Below are 15,765 nucleotides of genomic sequence, written 5' to 3' on the forward strand. Positions count from 1 at the left end.
GCAGACACGCCCTAACCGGTTCCGCCCCGCTGGACCGTGGGCAGGGGCCCCTCCTCGGGGTCGCCCCGTGCGGCCCTGCCCTGGTGGTCGGGGCGTACGACGCGGGCCAGCTCTGTGCCGTTCTCCGAGCGGCCGAACTGGGCGTCGCAGTCGCCGTTGTCCAGAGGCCGGGGCAGACGCGGGCCGATGACAAGGGTGTTGAAGCAGGTCTCCAGCGGGAGGTGCTCCATGTGGGCGCCCACGGCGAGGCTGTTGGCGAGGACGACCCAGGCGCCGACGACCTCGACGCAGCGCGCCGCGGCCTGGACGTCCCAGCGCGGCGGCATCTGGTTGCTGATCGGTGAGGAGAAGAGCGGCACGAAGAGATGGGAGACGCCGAAGGCGCGCAGTGGCGCCTCCCAGTCGGTGGACTGCTTGACGTCCTCGCAGATCAGGACCGCCACCCTGCCGATGGCGGTCTCGGCGACGGTGACCGTGCCGCCGTGTTCCAGGTACTCGGCGGCCAGTTCGTGTTCCGGGCGTTCGGGCAGCTGCCACCGGTCCGCCTGGCCCTGGCCCATGGTGAAGCCGTGCATCTTGTCGTGGGTCAGGATCGTCTCGCCGGTGGAGCGGTCCACGAGGACCGCGCGGTTGGGGGGCGGGTCGCCCTCGCCCAGCGGTCCGGTGCCCAGGAGTATCCAGCGCAGCCGGCTGCCCTCGGGGGTCTGGCCGAGGTGGGTGCCCCAGTGGGCGGCGAGCGCGTTGGACAGGGTGCTCTCGGGCATCACGCCGATCTCCGCACCCGAGTCGTCCAGCTTTTTGACCACGTGGTTGATGCGGTCACGCAGTCGCTCGTCCACCGGCGACACCTTGTAATAGGTGATTCCGTCTCTCACGTCGAATTCGAACTGGAGGTCGCGGTAGCTCTCCAGTAATGGGGCGGAGCCTATAGGAATCGCTTTCTTTCCCGTGAAATGTGCGCCGTTTCGCTGCTTGAATCCGACGTGGTGTACGTTCCTGCAGTTCTCTGCCGTGACGCGATGGACGTTGAAGAAATCGGGTTTGCCCGTGGGCTGCGCGACCAATTTTCCCGGGCGTGTGCAACGGGGCAGCAGTTTGCCGGCGGTCGGGCCGTCCGGGTCGTTGAGCTGATTCTTTTCGTTGTATCTGCGGGCGATCTTGTTCAGGGCGGATGCGCAGCGCGCTCCATTGAAGGGGTTGGTGGTGGCCAGTGCCTGGTCGAGGCCGGTGAGCGCGGTGAAGAGGCCCTGGTGGCCGTACTGCTGGACCGTCTCCTTGATCAGGGCGGTGTCGGCGTTCCCGTAGGTCGTCACGTCCTCGCAGATCTGGGCCGCCAGGTGGTGCACGGTCTCGTCGCGGTACCACTGGTTCGCCGTCAGTCCGCGGAACGGGCGGTCCGGGAGGAGATCGTAGAGAACGATGAAGAGATCCGCCGGGTCGGTGGGCAGGAGAATGCCGTTGATCGAATGCCCACCACTGTTTCCTGCCACGTTTTCGTTCATGGTCCCCCCCGGGCCCGTACCGTGTAACCAGATATTAACGGAACGCTCCGCATATTCGTAGAGAACTTGAGAACGGCTAGTGCGGGCGGGCGGATCATGGCCGCTTGGAAAGGATCAAGTCGGTATCACTTGACACTCACTTGGCATGCCTCCACCCTGGAAAGGTCGGTCAATTTGGAGATCGAGGAACGGGGGAGTGGCATGAGTGACGGAAGGCGCCAGCGATACGACCGGGCGACCGAGGTCCAGTGCTTGATCGATGAAATCAAATCTGCGGAAGAGATATCCGAAGGGCTGTTCAGTTCGCTGGGCATGATGGTCACGGACGCCTCGCTCGCCGGTGACGAGGAGGCCCTTGAGGCGGCCCATGAAGGACTGCGCCGCAGGTACGGAAGCCAATTACGGGACGGCAGGGGTGAGTTGGCAGTCGAGCAGCGTGGCCGCCTGCTCGGCCTGATCGATGTGACGTACTGGGCGCTGCACCGGCTGCCGTCCGCGCTGCAGCTCTCGCTCGACCCCGAAGGGCACGCCGCGCAGTTTCTCGTCGAGGTGGCCCGGCAGCCGGGCCAGAGCAATGCCCAGCTCGCCGCCCGGCTCGATGTCGATATCACCGAGATCAGCCGGGTGGGACGCAAGCTCGTCGATGCCGATGTGGTGTGGAAGCGGCGCGAGTGGCGGCAGAACGCCTGGGACGTCACTCCCCGCGGCCGGCGGTATCTGGAGGAGTCCGGCCTCTACCGCCCCGAGCCCGAACCGGAGCCCCAGGCCGTCGAGCCCGCGGACTTCGACTACTTCCTGGGTGTCAAGGTCAGGCCCGAGCAGCTCTGGGGAGTCGTGACCGACGCCGCGGGCACCTCACTCGCCCGCGTCCAGTGCGACCTGAAGCCCGTCTGGAACGCCGACGAAGCGGTCACGGTGCTCGCGGAATTCGTCCGCGACCTGCTCGATGAGGCCCCGGCCGCCCGGGCCCCGGCGGCGGCGGGCCGGGTGGGCCTCGGAGTGGAGATCGGCGGCCATGTGGACGCGGCCCGCGGCGACATCGTCTCCGCCCCCAACTACGCCGCGGGCGCGGGCTGGTCGGGCTTCTCCCTCGCCGAGCCGCTGCGCCGGGCGACCGGACTGCCGACCGTCCTGGAGAACGACGCCAACGCGCTCGTTCAGCTGGAGCATTCCTACACCGGCCACCGGCCGGGGCGTACGGATGCCGCGGTGATCCTCGACCAGGGCGTCGGCGCGGGTCTGATGCTCGACGGCCGTATCCACCACGGGGCGGCGGGCTGCGCGGGCGAACTCGGCCATGTCGTGGTGCAGTCGGACGGCCCGCCGTGCAGTTGCGGCAACAGCGGCTGCCTGGAGAGCGTCGTCGGCACCGACGCCATCGCCGCCGAGATCCGCGGTCTGACCGACCAGCCCGCCGAAGACCTGGACGCGGCTCTGGAACTGCTGTCCAGCGCCGAATGCCGCAAGCACGTCGAGCATGTGCTCGGCAGAACGGGCGAAGCCCTGGGCATCGGCCTGTCGGCGCTGATCAACCTGACGAACCCGGACCGCCTCGTGCTCTACGGCCCCGCACGCCTCGTCTCCGACGAGGACTCCGATGCGGCAAGGCTGTTCATGGCCGCCGTCCGCAACACCGTCCGGCAGCAGTCCTTCTCGACGGCGGGCTCCGATGTCACCCTCGCGGCCAAGCCCTACGACGCCGAGGTCGGCGCCCAGGCCGCCGCGGCGGTCGCCAAGCGGCGCTTGAGCCGTCATGAGTGCTGAGGAAGGCGACGATCCGCCCCCTGCTCCATCGGCCGTGGGCGAGCAGTACGCGGGGGTGCGCGACATCATCCTCCTGGCGGCCCTGCTGGTCCTCATGGCGCTGACGCTCGGCGTCGCACTCGTCCAGGCATGGCCGCCCGCGGCCCAGCCCGGCGCCGTCCACAAAGCGGAACAGGCGGTACGCGTACGGGTGTTGTTCTGGTCGCCCCATCTCCTGCGCGAGACACGGCTGTTCATCGTCGTCGCCGCGGTCGGCGGCCTGGGCGCGGTCATCCACACCCTGCGCTCGCTCTACTGGTACGTGGGCAACCGCGGCCTGCGACGCAGCTGGGTGCTGATGTACGTGCTCGAACCGTTCGCCGGGTCGGGCCTGGCACTGATCGTGTACTTCGTGCTGCGCGGCGGTCTGACCACCACGATGGCCTCCTCCAGCGACATCAACCCGTACGGAGTGACCGCCCTCGGCGCGCTCGTCGGCATGTTCTCCCGCGAGACCGCCGGCAAACTGCGCGCCGTGTTCGCGATGCTGCTCGCCCCCGCCGAGAAGGGGGCGGACAGCATGGCGCCCGACGACACCTCACCCCAGGGCCGACGGCCGGGCGGCACCCCCGGCCCCCGCTGAACGCCAGGCCCTCGCTCAGCGGCCGAACTCAGGCCGCCGCGGCGGCATCCGCGGCGTGCGCGGGGGCCGCCGCGCGGCCGCCCGGGTGGCGATGGCGCCAGAACCAGAACACCGCACACGACACCAGCGCCCACCCCGCCAGGACCAGGAAGGGGAAGGCGTGCTGGTGGCCGCCGAAGTACACCGCCGTGTGCTGGGCGTTGACCGAGGCGCCCGGCGGCAGCCAGCGGCCGATGTGGCCGAGCACCGACGGCAGCAGCGGCCAGGAGACGGCACCGCCCGACGACGGATTGCCCAGGAGCACCATCAGGCCCCAGGTCGGCAGCATCGCCCACCGTCCGAAGAGGGTGTTGAACATGGTGAAAACCATCCCCGACGTGAACATCGTCAGGGCGAGGATCAGCCAGGACTCCACGAACGGCAGATCCACCGCGCCCAGCCACCAGTCCACGACCGCGGCGATGGTGAAGGAGCCGAGCAGGGCGTACGCCATCGTGAAGCCGATCCGCTCGAGCGGGTTGAGGTCACGGGCGTGCACGCTCAGCTGGATGGCACCGACGAAACCGATGATCACGGCTGCGAGCGAGATGTAGAAGATCGCCAGTCCGCGCGGGTCGCCCGGCTGCATCGGCGTGATGTCCTTGACCGTGACCGGCACCCCGACCTTCTGGCCCACCTGGGGCCCCGCCTGCGCGAGCAGCTGCGCCACCGAGGCGCCCGAGGCACTGGAGACGGCGAGCGTGACCCGGTCCTGGCCGTGCACGTCGAGGATCGCGAAGACCTGCTGCTCGTCGACCGCCCGCTCGGCTTCGGCGTAGGTGCCGTACGGCTCCGTCGCGAGCGAGGCGTTGAGCGCCTTCTCCATCCCGGCCAGGAACTCCTTGCCGCGCACCGAATCGTGCGCGCCCACCACGGCTGTGGGCACATGGCGGGGCGTGGGGTTCGCCATCGAGTACGTGTAGCTGCCGGCGAACAGCCCGGCGGCGGCCGCCAGGATGAACAGCAACACGGTCGCGGGCAGAAAGGGCGAGTCCTTGAAGTGCTGCCACCGCTCGCCCCTGGAGGGTGCCCGTCCATGGGCCCCGTGCGACGTCCGCGTGTGCTCTTGATCAGTCCGCTCTGGCATGTGAATACCGTAAAACATCTGTACGTAGCCTTATGCGGCTCATTGCAGTCATATGCCCGTTGTGCCCGCCGGATGGTCCCGGCTCATGCCGGGACGACCCGTGCCGTGACCGCCGGGGCCCCCTAGACTCCCGGGCCCATGAAGGTGCTGATCTCAGTGGACATGGAGGGCATCTCGGGGGTCGTACATGGCGCCGAGACGCAGCCGGATCGCTACGACTACGAGCGCGGCCGGGCCCTGATGACGGCCGAGGCGAACGCCGTGATCGCCGGCGTCCTCGACGCCGAACCCGGGGCCGCGGTATGGGTCGTCGACGCGCACGGCCCCTTTCGCAACCTGCTGCCGGAGGAACTCGACCGGCGGGCCCATCTGGTGCGCGGAAAACCCCGCCCGCTGGGCATGCTCGGCGGGCTCGACGAACACACCGACGCCGTGGTGCTCGTCGGCTACCACGCCCGCGCCGGCGCCGGTCCCGCCGTCCTCGCCCACACCATGAGCGACGCGATCCTCGACGTGCGCGTGGCCGGGCGTTCCCTGGGCGAGATCGGTCTCAACGCCCACATGGCCGGAGCGCTCGGCGCTCCCGTCGTGCTGCTCAGCGGCGACGACGTCGCCTGCGCCGAACTGCACGAGCTGCTGCCCTCGGCGCTCACCGTCGCGGTGAAGCAGGCGCTCGGGCAGGCCGCCGCGGTCGCCCTGCACCCCGAAGAAGCCCGGGAGCGGCTGCGCCGGGCGGCCGCCGAGGCCATCACCCGGCGGGCCCAGGTGGCGCCGCTGACCCTGGCGGGGCCGCTCGATGTCGAGGTCGACCTGCACAGTCCGGTCACAGCCGACCTGGCCACGCTCGTACCGGGAGTCACGCGTGCGAAGGGCGGCCGCACGGTCGCGTTCACCGCGGCCGACTTCGCGCAGGCCTACCGCCTCGTCCTGCTCCTCGTACAGCTGGGCACGATCAAACCCGGCTGAGCGCTGCGCGGGAAGTCCGGCAGGACACCTGCGGGTGCGCTAGGCGAGAGGTTCGCCGAGTTCGATGGCGCGGGCCGCCGCCGCCAGGGCGGGCGGATCGCCGATGTCGAGGGCCGTGTCCGTGAACTTGATGACGTGTTCGTCGCCGTGGGCCAGGGCCCGCTCGAAGATCTCCTCGGCGGTGAACGTGCCGGGCGGTTCGTACGCGGCCGGTTCTCGCGGCGCGTACATGGCGGTCACCGCGGCCGACGCTGTCCATGCCGCGTGCAGACTCGGCTCCCACAGGGCGTGGGGGAGCGCGGGCAGGGTGCGCTGGACGGCGTTGGGTGCCGTCGCGGCGTGCACCAGCATCACCGCGTCGCCGTGGCCGTGGGTGGCGTAGCGGTGGGTCGCGGCCCGCACGAGCTCGGCCAGACGTCCGGCCGCGTCGTCAGGACCTGTGACCGCAGAGGGCCATACCGGCAGGGCCGTGACCTTGCCGAGGCGGTCAGGAAAGCCGCCCTGCGGATTCTCGACGGGCGGGACCGCGTCGAGGGCGGCGGCCGCGGTGCGCGCACCCGGGCGCGGGGCGATCCCCGTGACGGGGTGGTGGCGGGCGGCCCAATAGCCGAGCCCGTGGGCGAGTTCGGCGAGGCGGGGCGTGGGGCGGCCCTCCGCTTCGCTGCCCGGTCCCGTGTCCGGTTCGCTGCGCAAAAGGGTGCGTACGGCGTGACCGACGCGGATCACGGGGTGGGTGGAGCCGCCGTACAGACCGGGCAGCAGCCGTGGCCACCACGTGGCGAGCACCTCCCGCCAGGGCTGCTCGGCCAGTTGCCGCTCGAAGTGGGCGATCCAGTCGGCGGCCCGGCGTGGATCACCGAGTGCGGTCCGCCAGTTGGCGCCGGTGACCGGCTCCAGCGGGGCGGGAAAGTCCTCGAGCTTGTGTGAGTAGAGATCGAGCCAGCGGTGCACCGCGGCGCCCCGGCCGTGTGCGGCCAGGGCCTCCACAGCCATCGGCGCGTGGTTGGTGAGCCGCCCCAGACGCTCGGGCCCGGTGGCATGCAACCGCTGCAGGGCTTCGTCGAGGGTGCCGTCGGTGCTGCCGGTGCCTGTGCCGGTACCGGTTTCTGTGCCTGCGCCGCCGGTGCCGCCCGTACTGGTGCCGCCGGTGCCGTCGCCGACCGTGCCCCTGGTGGTGCCGGTGGTGTCCATGGCGCTGATCCTAAGAAGCGCGCGGCACGCTGATATCGGTCGGACGGAGTGGGCCGGCGAGGGCCGATGGGCCTAGGACCCGGGGACCGGAGAGCGGCCGCGGGGCACCGGTTGGCGTGACGATGCGGCGGCCGCTCTACACTCGCCCCGTGATCACGACTGCTGCCCTCGCCAAGGACCTGGCGCCGACCGGTGCGCTGCGGGTCTCCGTCAACCTCGGCAACCCGGTGCTCGCCCAGGGCACACCGGCGGACCCGGGCGGGGTGACGGTGGACATCGCGCACGAGATCGGCGCCCGGCTCGGGGTGCCGGTGGAGCTGCTCTGCTTCGACGCGGCGCGCAAGTCGTACGAGGCGATGGCCCAAGGCCGGGCCGATCTGTGCTTTCTGGCGGTCGATCCGGCGCGGGAGGCCGAGGTCGCCTTCACGGCGCTGTATGTGGTGATCGAGGGCGTGTTCGCCGTGCCCCGGGCCTCGGACATCGCCACGGCCGCCGATGTCGACCGGACCGGTGTGCGCATCGGCGTCAAGCGCGGATCCGCCTACGATCTGTTCCTCACCCGGACCCTGCGGCATGCGACGGTCGTACGCGGCGACGAGGGCGTGGCGGTGTTCCAGGCCGAAGGCCTGGAGGCCGCGGCCGGAATCCGTCAGCCGATGACCGAGTTCGCCGGCGCGCACCCCGAAGTCCGCCTCATCGAGGACCGGTTCATGCAGATCCAGCAGGCCGTGGGCACCACCAGGGAGCGGCGCCCGGAGACCGTCGCCTTCCTGCGCGAGCTGGTCGAAGAGCTGAAGGCGAACGGCTTCGTCGCCGAGGCCCTGCGCCGCTCGGGACGGTCCGAGTCGCTGGTGGCGCCGGCCGCGCGCTGAGGTCCCGGCGAGCGGGGGGCGGGCGCACGGCCGGTCGTGTGGGCGGCTGACCGGCCGCGCGGATCGGGGGAGCCGTATCCCGGCCGCCGCGGGAGCCGTTAGGGGAGCGCTGCCTGGCCCCCGCCCCGTGGCCGGCCCGGGTGGCGAAGCAGGCAGGCGAGTGCGGCGGCGACCAGGGAGGTTCCGCCCGCCAGGAGGTAGGCGCCGTCATACCCCCAGGCCGCCACGGCGGTGGCGCCGAGCCCGCCGCCGAAGAGGCCGCTGACGACCTTGCCGCTGTAGGCGATGCCGTAGTTCGTGGCGTTGTTGTTCTCGCCGAAGTAGTCCGGGGTCAGCGCGGCGAACATCGGGTAGAAGGCGCCGCCGCCGAATCCGGAGAAGAACGCGAACACCAGGAACAGCGCTTCGTTGTTGATGTTTCCGGTCCACAGCACCCCGAACTGGGAGAAGCCGAGGACCAGGATGACGAAGATGAGGGCGTTCTTGCGGCCCCAGATGTCGGAGAGCCAGCCGACGACACCACGGCCGACGCCGTTGACCACGGCGAGGATTCCCGCCGACTGCGCCGCGACCAGCGGCCCGAATCCGACGTCCTTGGCGAAGGGCACCTGGAAGGAGATGCCGAAGATGGAGACTCCCGCGGTGAGGACCAGGAGGAGCCAGATGAGCGGCAGCTGCCCGGTCCTGATGGCTTCCATCGGGGTGTACTGACGGGCCGCGGGCGGGTTCTTGGCGAGGCTGCGCGCGGTCTTGGCGTTCGTCTGCCCTGCGGTGAGCGGGTCGATCGAGTGGGGCCACCAGTTCTTGGGCGGATCCTTGAAGAACCAGCCGCAGACGGCGGTCAGGATCAGCACGTACACGCCGATCAGATCGAGCACGGTGCGGTAATTGCCGGTGTCGAAGGCGAAGTTGAAGACGAAGATGAACGGCAGGGCGCCGTAGGCGAATCCGCCGTTGACGAATCCGGTCTTGCCGCCGCGGCGTTCGGGATACCACTTGCCGACCATGTTGATGCACGTCGAGTAGATGAATCCGGAGCCGACGCCGCCGAAAAGGCCGAAGCCGATGAGGGCGGGCCACACGCTGTCGAAATGGGAGAGGGAGAGAAAGCCGGCCAGGGCGAGCCCGGAACCGGCCAGCATCGCGCTGCGGGCGGAAAGGATGCCGCGTTCGCGCATCCAGCCGACCGGAAAGGAGACGCCGGCCTGGAAGAACGTCCAGACGCTGAGGATCCAGAAGGTGTCGCTCTGCGTCCAGCCATGGGCGCGCGAGAGGGTGTCCTCGGCCGACCCGTAGGCGTACTCGAAAACGCTGATGGCCATCATCGCGGCCCAGGGCAGCCACACCATGAGCCGGCGTGAGTGCCCCAGGATCTCGCGGTCGGTCTCGCCGATGCGGTAGACGCGGCCCTTGCTGTCGGTCACTTCCCGGTATCCGGCGGCGGCCGGATGCCGTGCTACGTCAGTGCTCATGTCGCCCCTCTTGTCGTGGAGCTCGGGAAGACTGGTCAGTGCGCCCCCTGTCCGGCTTCCTTGACGCCGTCGGCTGCGGACAGCTGCGGGCGGGCCTCCAGACCCGCACCAGGACTGCATACAGTCGACGATCTGCGCGAGTTACATGTAGCACGCAGGCACTCCGGACTGTCCAGGTCCGGTACGCCACTTTGCCCAAGCCTTGCCGCTCAACAAGCCGCCTTTGGCGGGGAGTTGGGCTGGCCCTGAGGGAGGGTGGCGCGCCACGGCCGAACCGCACCGGTGAGTCGCAAGCCCCCCTGTCCAGCCTCGGCGGGCCCTTCCGTCCAGCCTCGGCGGGCCCTTCCGTCCAGCCTTGGCGGGCCCTCCCGTCCAGCCTCGGCGGGCCCTCCCGTCCAGCCTCGGCGGGCCCCCGCCGCGACCCCGCCGGACGGTGCAGGTATAAAAGGGGGATTATGCGCAAAACGCCGAGGCTTCAGGCTCGTACGCTGCTCAGGTCCCTGGACCACTCCCTGTTCCGGCGCGTCGCCGAGCGCTCCTGGCCGGGTGCGGAGCCGGTCCTTCCGCGGCTGAGCCGCAGCGCCAACCACGGGCTGCTGTGGGGCGGCATCGCCGTCGGCATGTGGGCCGTGGGCGGCTCCCGTGGGCGGCGGGCGGCTGTGCGCGGCGTGGCCTCCCTGGCGCTCGCCTCGGCCACCGTGAACACCCTGGGCAAGGGGGCCGTGCGCCGCACGCGGCCCGTCCTCGACGCCGTGCCCGTCGTACGCCACCTGCCGCGCCAGCCCCTCACCAGCTCCTTCCCCTCCGGGCACGCCGCGTCCGCCGCGGCCTTCGCCGCCGGTGCGGCCCTGGAGTCGCACCGCTGGGGAGCGGCGCTCGCACCCGTGGCGGCCTCGGTGGCGTTCTCCCGGATCTACACCGGCGTGCACTACCCCAGCGACGTCCTGGTGGGCGCCGCTCTCGGCGTGGGAGCGGCGTATGCCGTACGCGGCCTGGTGCCCTCGCGAGCCCAACTGCCACCGCCGGCCCGGCCGCGTACCGACGCGCCCGCACTGCCCGACGGCGACGGCCTGTATGTCGTCGTCAACCCCTCCTCCGGGGCGCAGCCCCAACTCATGGACCCGGTACGGCAGATCAAGGCCGCACTGCCGCGCGCCGAAGTTGTCATCTACGAGGCGGCCTCGGGCCCGCTGCCCAAGGTGATCGCCGAGGCCGCGCGCGACGCGGCCCGCCGCGGGGGAGTGCTCGGCGTCTGCGGCGGCGACGGGACCATCAACGCGGCCGTGGCGCCGGCCCTGGAGTTCCAGGTGCCGCTGATGGTGATGCCCGGCGGCACGTTCAACCACTTCGCCGCCGACCTCGGCGCCGAGACGGTGGCGGATGCCTGTGCCGCGGTCGCGGCCGGCGTCGCGGTACGGGCCGACGTCGGCCGGGTGACGCCGCTGCCCGAATCGCCTGAAGGCGGCACCGGCGCACCGGGGCCCGAGCCCGTCTACTTCCTGAACACCTTCAGCCTGGGCGCCTACCCCGATCTCGTCCGGTTCAGAGAGCAGTGGTCACCGAAGATCGGCGGCCCGGCCGCGACGCTCTACGGCACGGCGAGGATCCTGCGCACCGCACGCCCGCTGGAGGCGGTGGTCAATGGGCGCCGCCGCGCGATGTGGCTGCTCTTCGCCGGCAACGGCGCCTACCGCAGCCTCGGTATCGCCCCGGTGCGCCGCGACGATCTCGCCGACGGCCTCCTCGACGTACGGATCGCCCACGGCGGCCGCTTCGCCCGCACCCGCCTGCTCGCCACCGCCCTCGCGGGAGGAGTGGCCAGGACCCGCCTGTACGCCGCGACGCACGCGCGCCGGCTCCATGTCTCCGGACTGCGCGAGGGCACGAGGATGGCCTACGACGGAGAAGTGTCACGGGCCCCCCGCGCCTTCCGTGTCGACAAGCTCCCGGAGGCGCTCACCGTCTACCGCCCGCTGACGGAGCGGTAGCCGCCGCTCCGGCGGCCCGCCCTCTCAACTGGTGGTGGCCGCAGGCGTCTTGCCCCAGCCGCGCTTGACGGAGCGGTGGCATCGGCCGGGATCGTCGCCGGCGCCGACGAAGAGCGCGGTCAGCATCGGCACGGCGTGGGCGAGTGCTTCATGCGGCAAAGGGCCCGTCGCGACGAGTGACGCCAGTCCGTGGCCGATGGTCCAGCTCTGAGTCGCCAGTTCCAGGGGGTCGACGTCGTCGCGGAAGCGCCCGGCCGCCTTGGCCCGTCCGGCGCCGCGGACGAGGCAGTGCAGCGCCTCGTCCGCGGCGTCGGCGTCTTCGAGTTCGAAGCTCGCGTCGAACATGACCCGGTACAGGTCGGGGCTCTCCAGGGCGTTGGACACATAGGCGGCCCCCAGGGCGGCGAGGTCGCGCACCGGGTCCGAAGTCATCGAGACGGCTGCCAGTTTGGCGGCCAGGCGGCTGAAGCCTTCCTGCCGCAGCGCCTTCCACAGGCCGTCCATGCCGCCGAAGTAGGTGTAGACGGCCATCGTCGATACGCCGGTGCCGGCGACCAGTGTCCGCAGGGTGACCGGCTGCCGCTGCCGGAGCATGTACGCGGCCCGGTCGAGGAGTTGGGAGCGGACCACCGGATCTTTCGTTCTCGCCATGGCGCCACAATACATAGCAGCGCTATGCTTTCGATGTTTTCGCGGAACGCCGATCTTGTCGCCTGTGACCCCAAGGAGGGGCTGTGACCGTGACGTTGGTCAATCCCGATGGGCTGCCGAAGCCCGAGGTCTACCGCCAGCTGTCGGTCGCCACCGGTTCGAAACTGGTGTTCCTCGCCGGGCAGGTCGCCCGGGACGCGGACGGCCGGCCGGTCGGCGAGGGCGACTTCGCCGCTCAGGTGGAGCAGTGCTACGTCAACATCGCCACGGCACTGGCCGGAATCGGCGGATCCTTCGACGACGTGGCCAAGCTGACCGTCTATGTCGTCGACTGGAGTCCGGAGAAGATGCCCCTGCTCGGTGAAGGCGTGAGCCGGGCGGCGGCCCGGCTGGGCATCGATCCGGTCAAACCGATCACCCTGCTCGGCGTTGCGGCCCTGGGCGAACCGGACCTCCTGGTCGAGGTCGAGGCCACCGCGGTCATCGACGAATAGCCTGACGAACAGCCCGCTGCCTGCGCGGCCGATGCGGCCCGGTGCGGTCCGGGAGATCGCCCGGATCCGGTCAGCGGCGCGTCACTTCGACCGTGACCTGGTGGTCCTTGGAAGCCGCGTCGACGACCTGGACCCGGTAGGAGCCGACCTCGACGGACTGGCCCTCGCGTGCGCTGCCCTTGTCGGAGCCGACGTGCACCGTCGCCGCGTCGTCCGTGACGTCGCTGACCGAGAGCTTGTGCCCGAAGACGTCGTCCGCCGCGGCACCGCTGCCCGACAAGGTGACCTTGCACGTGTCGTTGTCGCAGTCCGTGGAGGAACTGGTATCGCTCTTGCTGACACACCCGCCGACGAGTGCGCCCGCCAGCAGGGCTCCCGTGAGGGCGGTGGCTGCGCGTACGTGAGTGCTGTTCATGGCCGCTCCCCGGCGCACGGAGCTCACTAACCGTTACATCCATCGTGGCACCGGCCACTCACCGCTGCATGTGGAGGCCCCGGAACCCTGCCGCCCCCGCCGCCCCCGCCGCCCCTCGGGTCGCGACACGGCGCTGTGGCCGGACCTCTTGACAGCGTGCGTACTGCTTCGCGACGTTTGGTCCTTGCCGTGCGGAAACGGCGCGTCATGGGGGGAGCGGTCGCTGATGCGATCCAGGAGCAGGCGATCCGGGGGCAGAAGTCCACACGCCTTTCCGGCCGGTAGCGCGAGCCGTGCGCCGACGCCGGACGGGCGGTCGATCTGAGGTGGACATCACCATCCACGGGGCCGACGCGCTGAGCGCGCCGCTGCGCCGCGCCTGGCACCGGGCGATGGACGAGTCGCCCGACTACGCCAACCCTTTTCTGGCACCGGAGTTCACCGCCGGCATCGGCCGCCACCGGGCCGGCGCGAAGGTGGCCGTCCTGCGCGAGCACGCGGAACCCGTGGGCTTCTTCCCGTACGAACGCAACTCCCTCGGCATCGGCCGCGCCATGGGCCTCGGCCTCTCCGACCTCCAGGCGCTGGTGCACCGCCCCGGAGTCACCTGGGACGCCCAGGAACTGCTGCGCGCCTGCGGGCTCTCCGTCTTCGAGTTCGACCATCTCGTCGAGGACCAGAGGCCGTTCGGCCACTACGTCACGGGAACCTTCGCCTCGCCCGCGATCGACCTGAAGCCCGAGAGCGAGGAGCTGGGATACGCGCAGTGGCTGCGCGGCGCCTACCCCGGCCTCGCCAAGACGACCCTGAAGAAGGAACGCCGCCCGGAGCGCGACACAGGGGAGCTGCGGTTCGTCTTCGACGAGCGCGACCCGCGGGTCCTGCGCACGCTCATGCGGTGGAAGTCCGCGCAGTACCGCCGCACCGGCCGTATGGACCGGTTCGCGCGCGCGTGGATCGTGGCCCTCGTGGAGCATCTCTTCCAGGTCCGCGAAGAGCACTTCACCGGTGTGCTGTCCGTCCTGTACGCGGGCGAGCAGCCGGTGGCCGCACACTTCGGGCCGCGCTCGCGCACCGTGTTCGCCTGCTGGTTCACCGCGTACGACCCCGCGTACCGCTACTACTCACCGGGGCTGCTCATGCATCTGCGCATGGCGGCGGCCGGCCGTGACGGCGTGGCCCTCATGGACCTGGGGCGCGGCGAGAAGCAGTACAAGGACTGGCTCAAGACCCGCGAACTGCGCGTGGGCGAAGGGTTCGCCGCCCGCCCGCACCCCGTCGCCCTCGCCCACCGCATGTGGCGCAGGCCGGTACGCGGCCTGCGGAACACGGTCCTGGCCCATCCCGCGCTACGGCAGCCGGCGGACCGGCTCCTGAAGGCGGCCGGCACGCTGCGCAGCGCCTCAGGAACCCCCTTTCCACGGTGATCCGACCGCCCTTCGAAGGACGAGGTGACGATGTCGTACGGAACACGGCTCGCGACACTGATGGCGCGTCGGCTCGGACGCGAATGCGTCTACACGCCCTCGGCCCGCCTCGCCCTCTATCTGGCCCTGCGGCGCTGGTGCCGTCCGGGCGCGCGGGTGCTGATGTCGCCGGTGAACGACGACGTGATCCTCTTCGTGGTCCTCGCGGCAGGGCTCCGCCCGGTGCACGCGCCGGTGTCGGTGTGGGACGGCAACATCGACCCGGCCGCCGTACCGGAAACGACCTGGCGCAGCGTGGACGCCGTCCTGACCACGAACCTGTACGGCATGCCGGACCGCATGACCGAACTGCGGCGGCGCTGCGACGAGTTGGGGATCCCGCTCTTCGAGGACGCGGCGCACGCGATCGGCACCCATGTGGACGGCCGGCCGATCGGGACCTTCGGCGAGGCCGCCGCCTTCAGCCTGTCCAAGCATGTGGCGGCACGGGCCGGCGGCTTCCTCGCCGTCGAGGACGCCCGCACCCGGCGCGAACTGGAACTGCTGCGCGACGACCTCCTGGTGCCCGGCCGCATCGGCGCCGACCTGTCCGCGACACTGCGGCCACTGGCGCGTTCCGCCGTGCGCTCCCTGCGCCTGGTGCGGCCCGTGTGGCGCACCATGCAGCGCCTCGGCCTGCTCGAGCGCGACGGCTTCCGGATGCCCCTGCACGCGCCGATGCTGACCGCCAGCGCGAAGGCGGCCCCGGGCCTGGCCGCGTACGAGCCATGGATACGCGTCGATCTGCACGACTACAGGACGCGCCACGGGGCCCTGGTGCGGGGGCCGTTGGCGCTGCGCCTGGCCCGGATCGACGGCGATCTCACCCGGCGCCGCGCCGGTGTCACGCTCCTTTCCGGCACCACCTGGGCCTCACCGGCGCTGCGCGACCGCACGGCACACGACCAGATTCACGCCCTCTTCCGCGTCCCGCTCCTGGTCCACGACCGTGACACGCTCCTGGACCGTCTGGTGAGCCACGGCGTGGTCTGCGGATACGTCTACGACCCTCCGCTCGACGACTACGCGGGCGCCGAGTTCGTCGAGCCGTCCCCCGACCCCGCGGCCGCCCGCTGGTTCGCCGCCCACGTGCTCCCGGCCGACCCGCTCCTGGCGCGCACGGTCACCGCCGCCCTGACGAAGGAGCAGACGACGGCCGCGCATCCGCCCACGGGCGGCGCCGTCGACGCGTAGGACCAGACACCCGGCGGTTCAACTGCCGCTCACCGCACGTCA

General features: G+C 71.0%; 14 protein-coding genes. 8 read left to right on the forward strand and 6 right to left on the reverse strand.

The window, feature by feature from the left end:
- Window positions 1-11: 11 nt before the first annotated feature.
- The gene (locus tag ACFQVC_RS06875; RefSeq protein WP_381827617.1) at window positions 12-1,502 is read right to left on the reverse strand and encodes a nitrilase-related carbon-nitrogen hydrolase; all 1,491 of its coding nucleotides are present in this window, start codon (window positions 1,500-1,502) and stop codon (window positions 12-14) included.
- A 201-nt stretch (window positions 1,503-1,703) separates the two neighbouring features.
- Between ACFQVC_RS06875 and ACFQVC_RS06880 the strand changes: the two genes are divergently transcribed.
- Complete coding sequence (locus tag ACFQVC_RS06880; protein ID WP_381827619.1) at window positions 1,704-3,266, forward strand: ROK family protein; 1,563 nt, start codon at window positions 1,704-1,706, stop codon at window positions 3,264-3,266.
- Window positions 3,256-3,888, forward strand: coding sequence for a hypothetical protein (locus tag ACFQVC_RS06885; RefSeq protein ID WP_381827621.1), 633 nt, complete (start codon window positions 3,256-3,258; stop codon window positions 3,886-3,888). Before ACFQVC_RS06880 ends, ACFQVC_RS06885 begins: the two co-directional genes overlap by 11 nt.
- Before the next feature lie 28 nt (window positions 3,889-3,916).
- On the opposite strand, the gene ACFQVC_RS06890 is transcribed toward ACFQVC_RS06885, so the two are convergent.
- The gene (locus ACFQVC_RS06890) at window positions 3,917-5,014 is read right to left on the reverse strand and encodes an ABC-2 transporter permease (RefSeq protein ID WP_381827623.1); all 1,098 of its coding nucleotides are present in this window, start codon (window positions 5,012-5,014) and stop codon (window positions 3,917-3,919) included.
- 138 nt (window positions 5,015-5,152) lie between these two features.
- Here ACFQVC_RS06890 and ACFQVC_RS06895 point away from each other — a divergent pair, with 138 nt between their 5' ends.
- Complete coding sequence (locus tag ACFQVC_RS06895; protein WP_381827625.1) at window positions 5,153-5,980, forward strand: M55 family metallopeptidase; 828 nt, start codon at window positions 5,153-5,155, stop codon at window positions 5,978-5,980.
- Window positions 5,981-6,019: 39 nt separating this feature from the next.
- Here the strand turns inward: ACFQVC_RS06895 and ACFQVC_RS06900 are convergent, their stop codons facing one another.
- Window positions 6,020-7,171, reverse strand: a complete 1,152-nt coding sequence (locus tag ACFQVC_RS06900) for a questin oxidase family protein (RefSeq protein WP_381827627.1) — start codon at window positions 7,169-7,171, stop codon at window positions 6,020-6,022.
- Between the two features lie 149 nt (window positions 7,172-7,320).
- Between ACFQVC_RS06900 and ACFQVC_RS06905 the strand changes: the two genes are divergently transcribed.
- Window positions 7,321-8,043 (forward strand): transporter substrate-binding domain-containing protein, encoded by a 723-nt coding sequence (locus ACFQVC_RS06905; RefSeq protein WP_381827629.1) that lies wholly within the window; start codon window positions 7,321-7,323, stop codon window positions 8,041-8,043.
- A gap of 98 nt (window positions 8,044-8,141) precedes the next feature.
- Here the strand turns inward: ACFQVC_RS06905 and ACFQVC_RS06910 are convergent, their stop codons facing one another.
- Window positions 8,142-9,515, reverse strand: a complete 1,374-nt coding sequence (locus tag ACFQVC_RS06910; RefSeq protein WP_381827632.1) for an OFA family MFS transporter — start codon at window positions 9,513-9,515, stop codon at window positions 8,142-8,144.
- 455 nt (window positions 9,516-9,970) lie between these two features.
- Here ACFQVC_RS06910 and ACFQVC_RS06915 point away from each other — a divergent pair, with 455 nt between their 5' ends.
- A complete protein-coding gene (locus tag ACFQVC_RS06915; protein ID WP_381827634.1) occupies window positions 9,971-11,503 on the forward strand; it encodes a bifunctional phosphatase PAP2/diacylglycerol kinase family protein in 1,533 nt (510 codons plus the stop codon).
- 24 nt (window positions 11,504-11,527) lie between these two features.
- Here the strand turns inward: ACFQVC_RS06915 and ACFQVC_RS06920 are convergent, their stop codons facing one another.
- Entirely contained in the window at window positions 11,528-12,154 is a 627-nt protein-coding gene (locus ACFQVC_RS06920) for a TetR/AcrR family transcriptional regulator (RefSeq protein WP_381827636.1), read from the reverse strand.
- An 83-nt stretch (window positions 12,155-12,237) separates the two neighbouring features.
- Here ACFQVC_RS06920 and ACFQVC_RS06925 point away from each other — a divergent pair, with 83 nt between their 5' ends.
- Window positions 12,238-12,648: a RidA family protein gene (locus ACFQVC_RS06925; protein WP_381827638.1), complete on the forward strand. Its 411-nt coding sequence runs from the start codon at window positions 12,238-12,240 to the stop codon at window positions 12,646-12,648.
- Between the two features lie 70 nt (window positions 12,649-12,718).
- Here ACFQVC_RS06925 and ACFQVC_RS06930 read toward each other — a convergent pair whose 3' ends face one another.
- The gene (locus ACFQVC_RS06930) at window positions 12,719-13,063 is read right to left on the reverse strand and encodes a hypothetical protein (protein WP_381827640.1); all 345 of its coding nucleotides are present in this window, start codon (window positions 13,061-13,063) and stop codon (window positions 12,719-12,721) included.
- A gap of 326 nt (window positions 13,064-13,389) precedes the next feature.
- Here ACFQVC_RS06930 and ACFQVC_RS06935 point away from each other — a divergent pair, with 326 nt between their 5' ends.
- On the forward strand, window positions 13,390-14,490 hold the full coding sequence (locus ACFQVC_RS06935; RefSeq protein WP_381827642.1) for a GNAT family N-acetyltransferase: 1,101 nt from the start codon (window positions 13,390-13,392) through the stop codon (window positions 14,488-14,490).
- 30 nt (window positions 14,491-14,520) lie between these two features.
- The gene (locus tag ACFQVC_RS06940) at window positions 14,521-15,723 is read left to right on the forward strand and encodes a DegT/DnrJ/EryC1/StrS family aminotransferase (protein ID WP_381827644.1); all 1,203 of its coding nucleotides are present in this window, start codon (window positions 14,521-14,523) and stop codon (window positions 15,721-15,723) included.
- The last annotated feature ends 42 nt before the right edge of the window (window positions 15,724-15,765 follow it).

The sequence above is a fragment of the Streptomyces monticola genome (genome assembly GCF_042665355.1).
GTDB classification, from domain to species: Bacteria; Actinomycetota; Actinomycetes; order Streptomycetales; family Streptomycetaceae; genus Streptomyces; species Streptomyces monticola.

Bases quoted from the DNA above. Each gene is read 5' to 3' on its own strand.
- ACFQVC_RS06915 (WP_381827634.1), top strand. From the start codon at position 9,971: ATGCGCAAAACGCCGAGGCTTCAGGCTCGTACGCTGCTCAGGTCCCTG.
- ACFQVC_RS06885 (WP_381827621.1), top strand. From the start codon at position 3,256: ATGAGTGCTGAGGAAGGCGACGATCCGCCCCCTGCTCCATCGGCCGTG.
- ACFQVC_RS06880 (WP_381827619.1), top strand. From the start codon at position 1,704: ATGAGTGACGGAAGGCGCCAGCGATACGACCGGGCGACCGAGGTCCAG.
- ACFQVC_RS06895 (WP_381827625.1), top strand. From the start codon at position 5,153: ATGAAGGTGCTGATCTCAGTGGACATGGAGGGCATCTCGGGGGTCGTA.
- ACFQVC_RS06920 (WP_381827636.1), bottom strand. From the start codon at position 12,154: ATGGCGAGAACGAAAGATCCGGTGGTCCGCTCCCAACTCCTCGACCGG.
- ACFQVC_RS06890 (WP_381827623.1), bottom strand. From the start codon at position 5,014: ATGCCAGAGCGGACTGATCAAGAGCACACGCGGACGTCGCACGGGGCC.
- ACFQVC_RS06900 (WP_381827627.1), bottom strand. From the start codon at position 7,171: ATGGACACCACCGGCACCACCAGGGGCACGGTCGGCGACGGCACCGGC.
- ACFQVC_RS06910 (WP_381827632.1), bottom strand. From the start codon at position 9,515: ATGAGCACTGACGTAGCACGGCATCCGGCCGCCGCCGGATACCGGGAA.
- ACFQVC_RS06940 (WP_381827644.1), top strand. From the start codon at position 14,521: ATGTCGTACGGAACACGGCTCGCGACACTGATGGCGCGTCGGCTCGGA.
- ACFQVC_RS06930 (WP_381827640.1), bottom strand. From the start codon at position 13,063: ATGAACAGCACTCACGTACGCGCAGCCACCGCCCTCACGGGAGCCCTG.
- ACFQVC_RS06875 (WP_381827617.1), bottom strand. From the start codon at position 1,502: ATGAACGAAAACGTGGCAGGAAACAGTGGTGGGCATTCGATCAACGGC.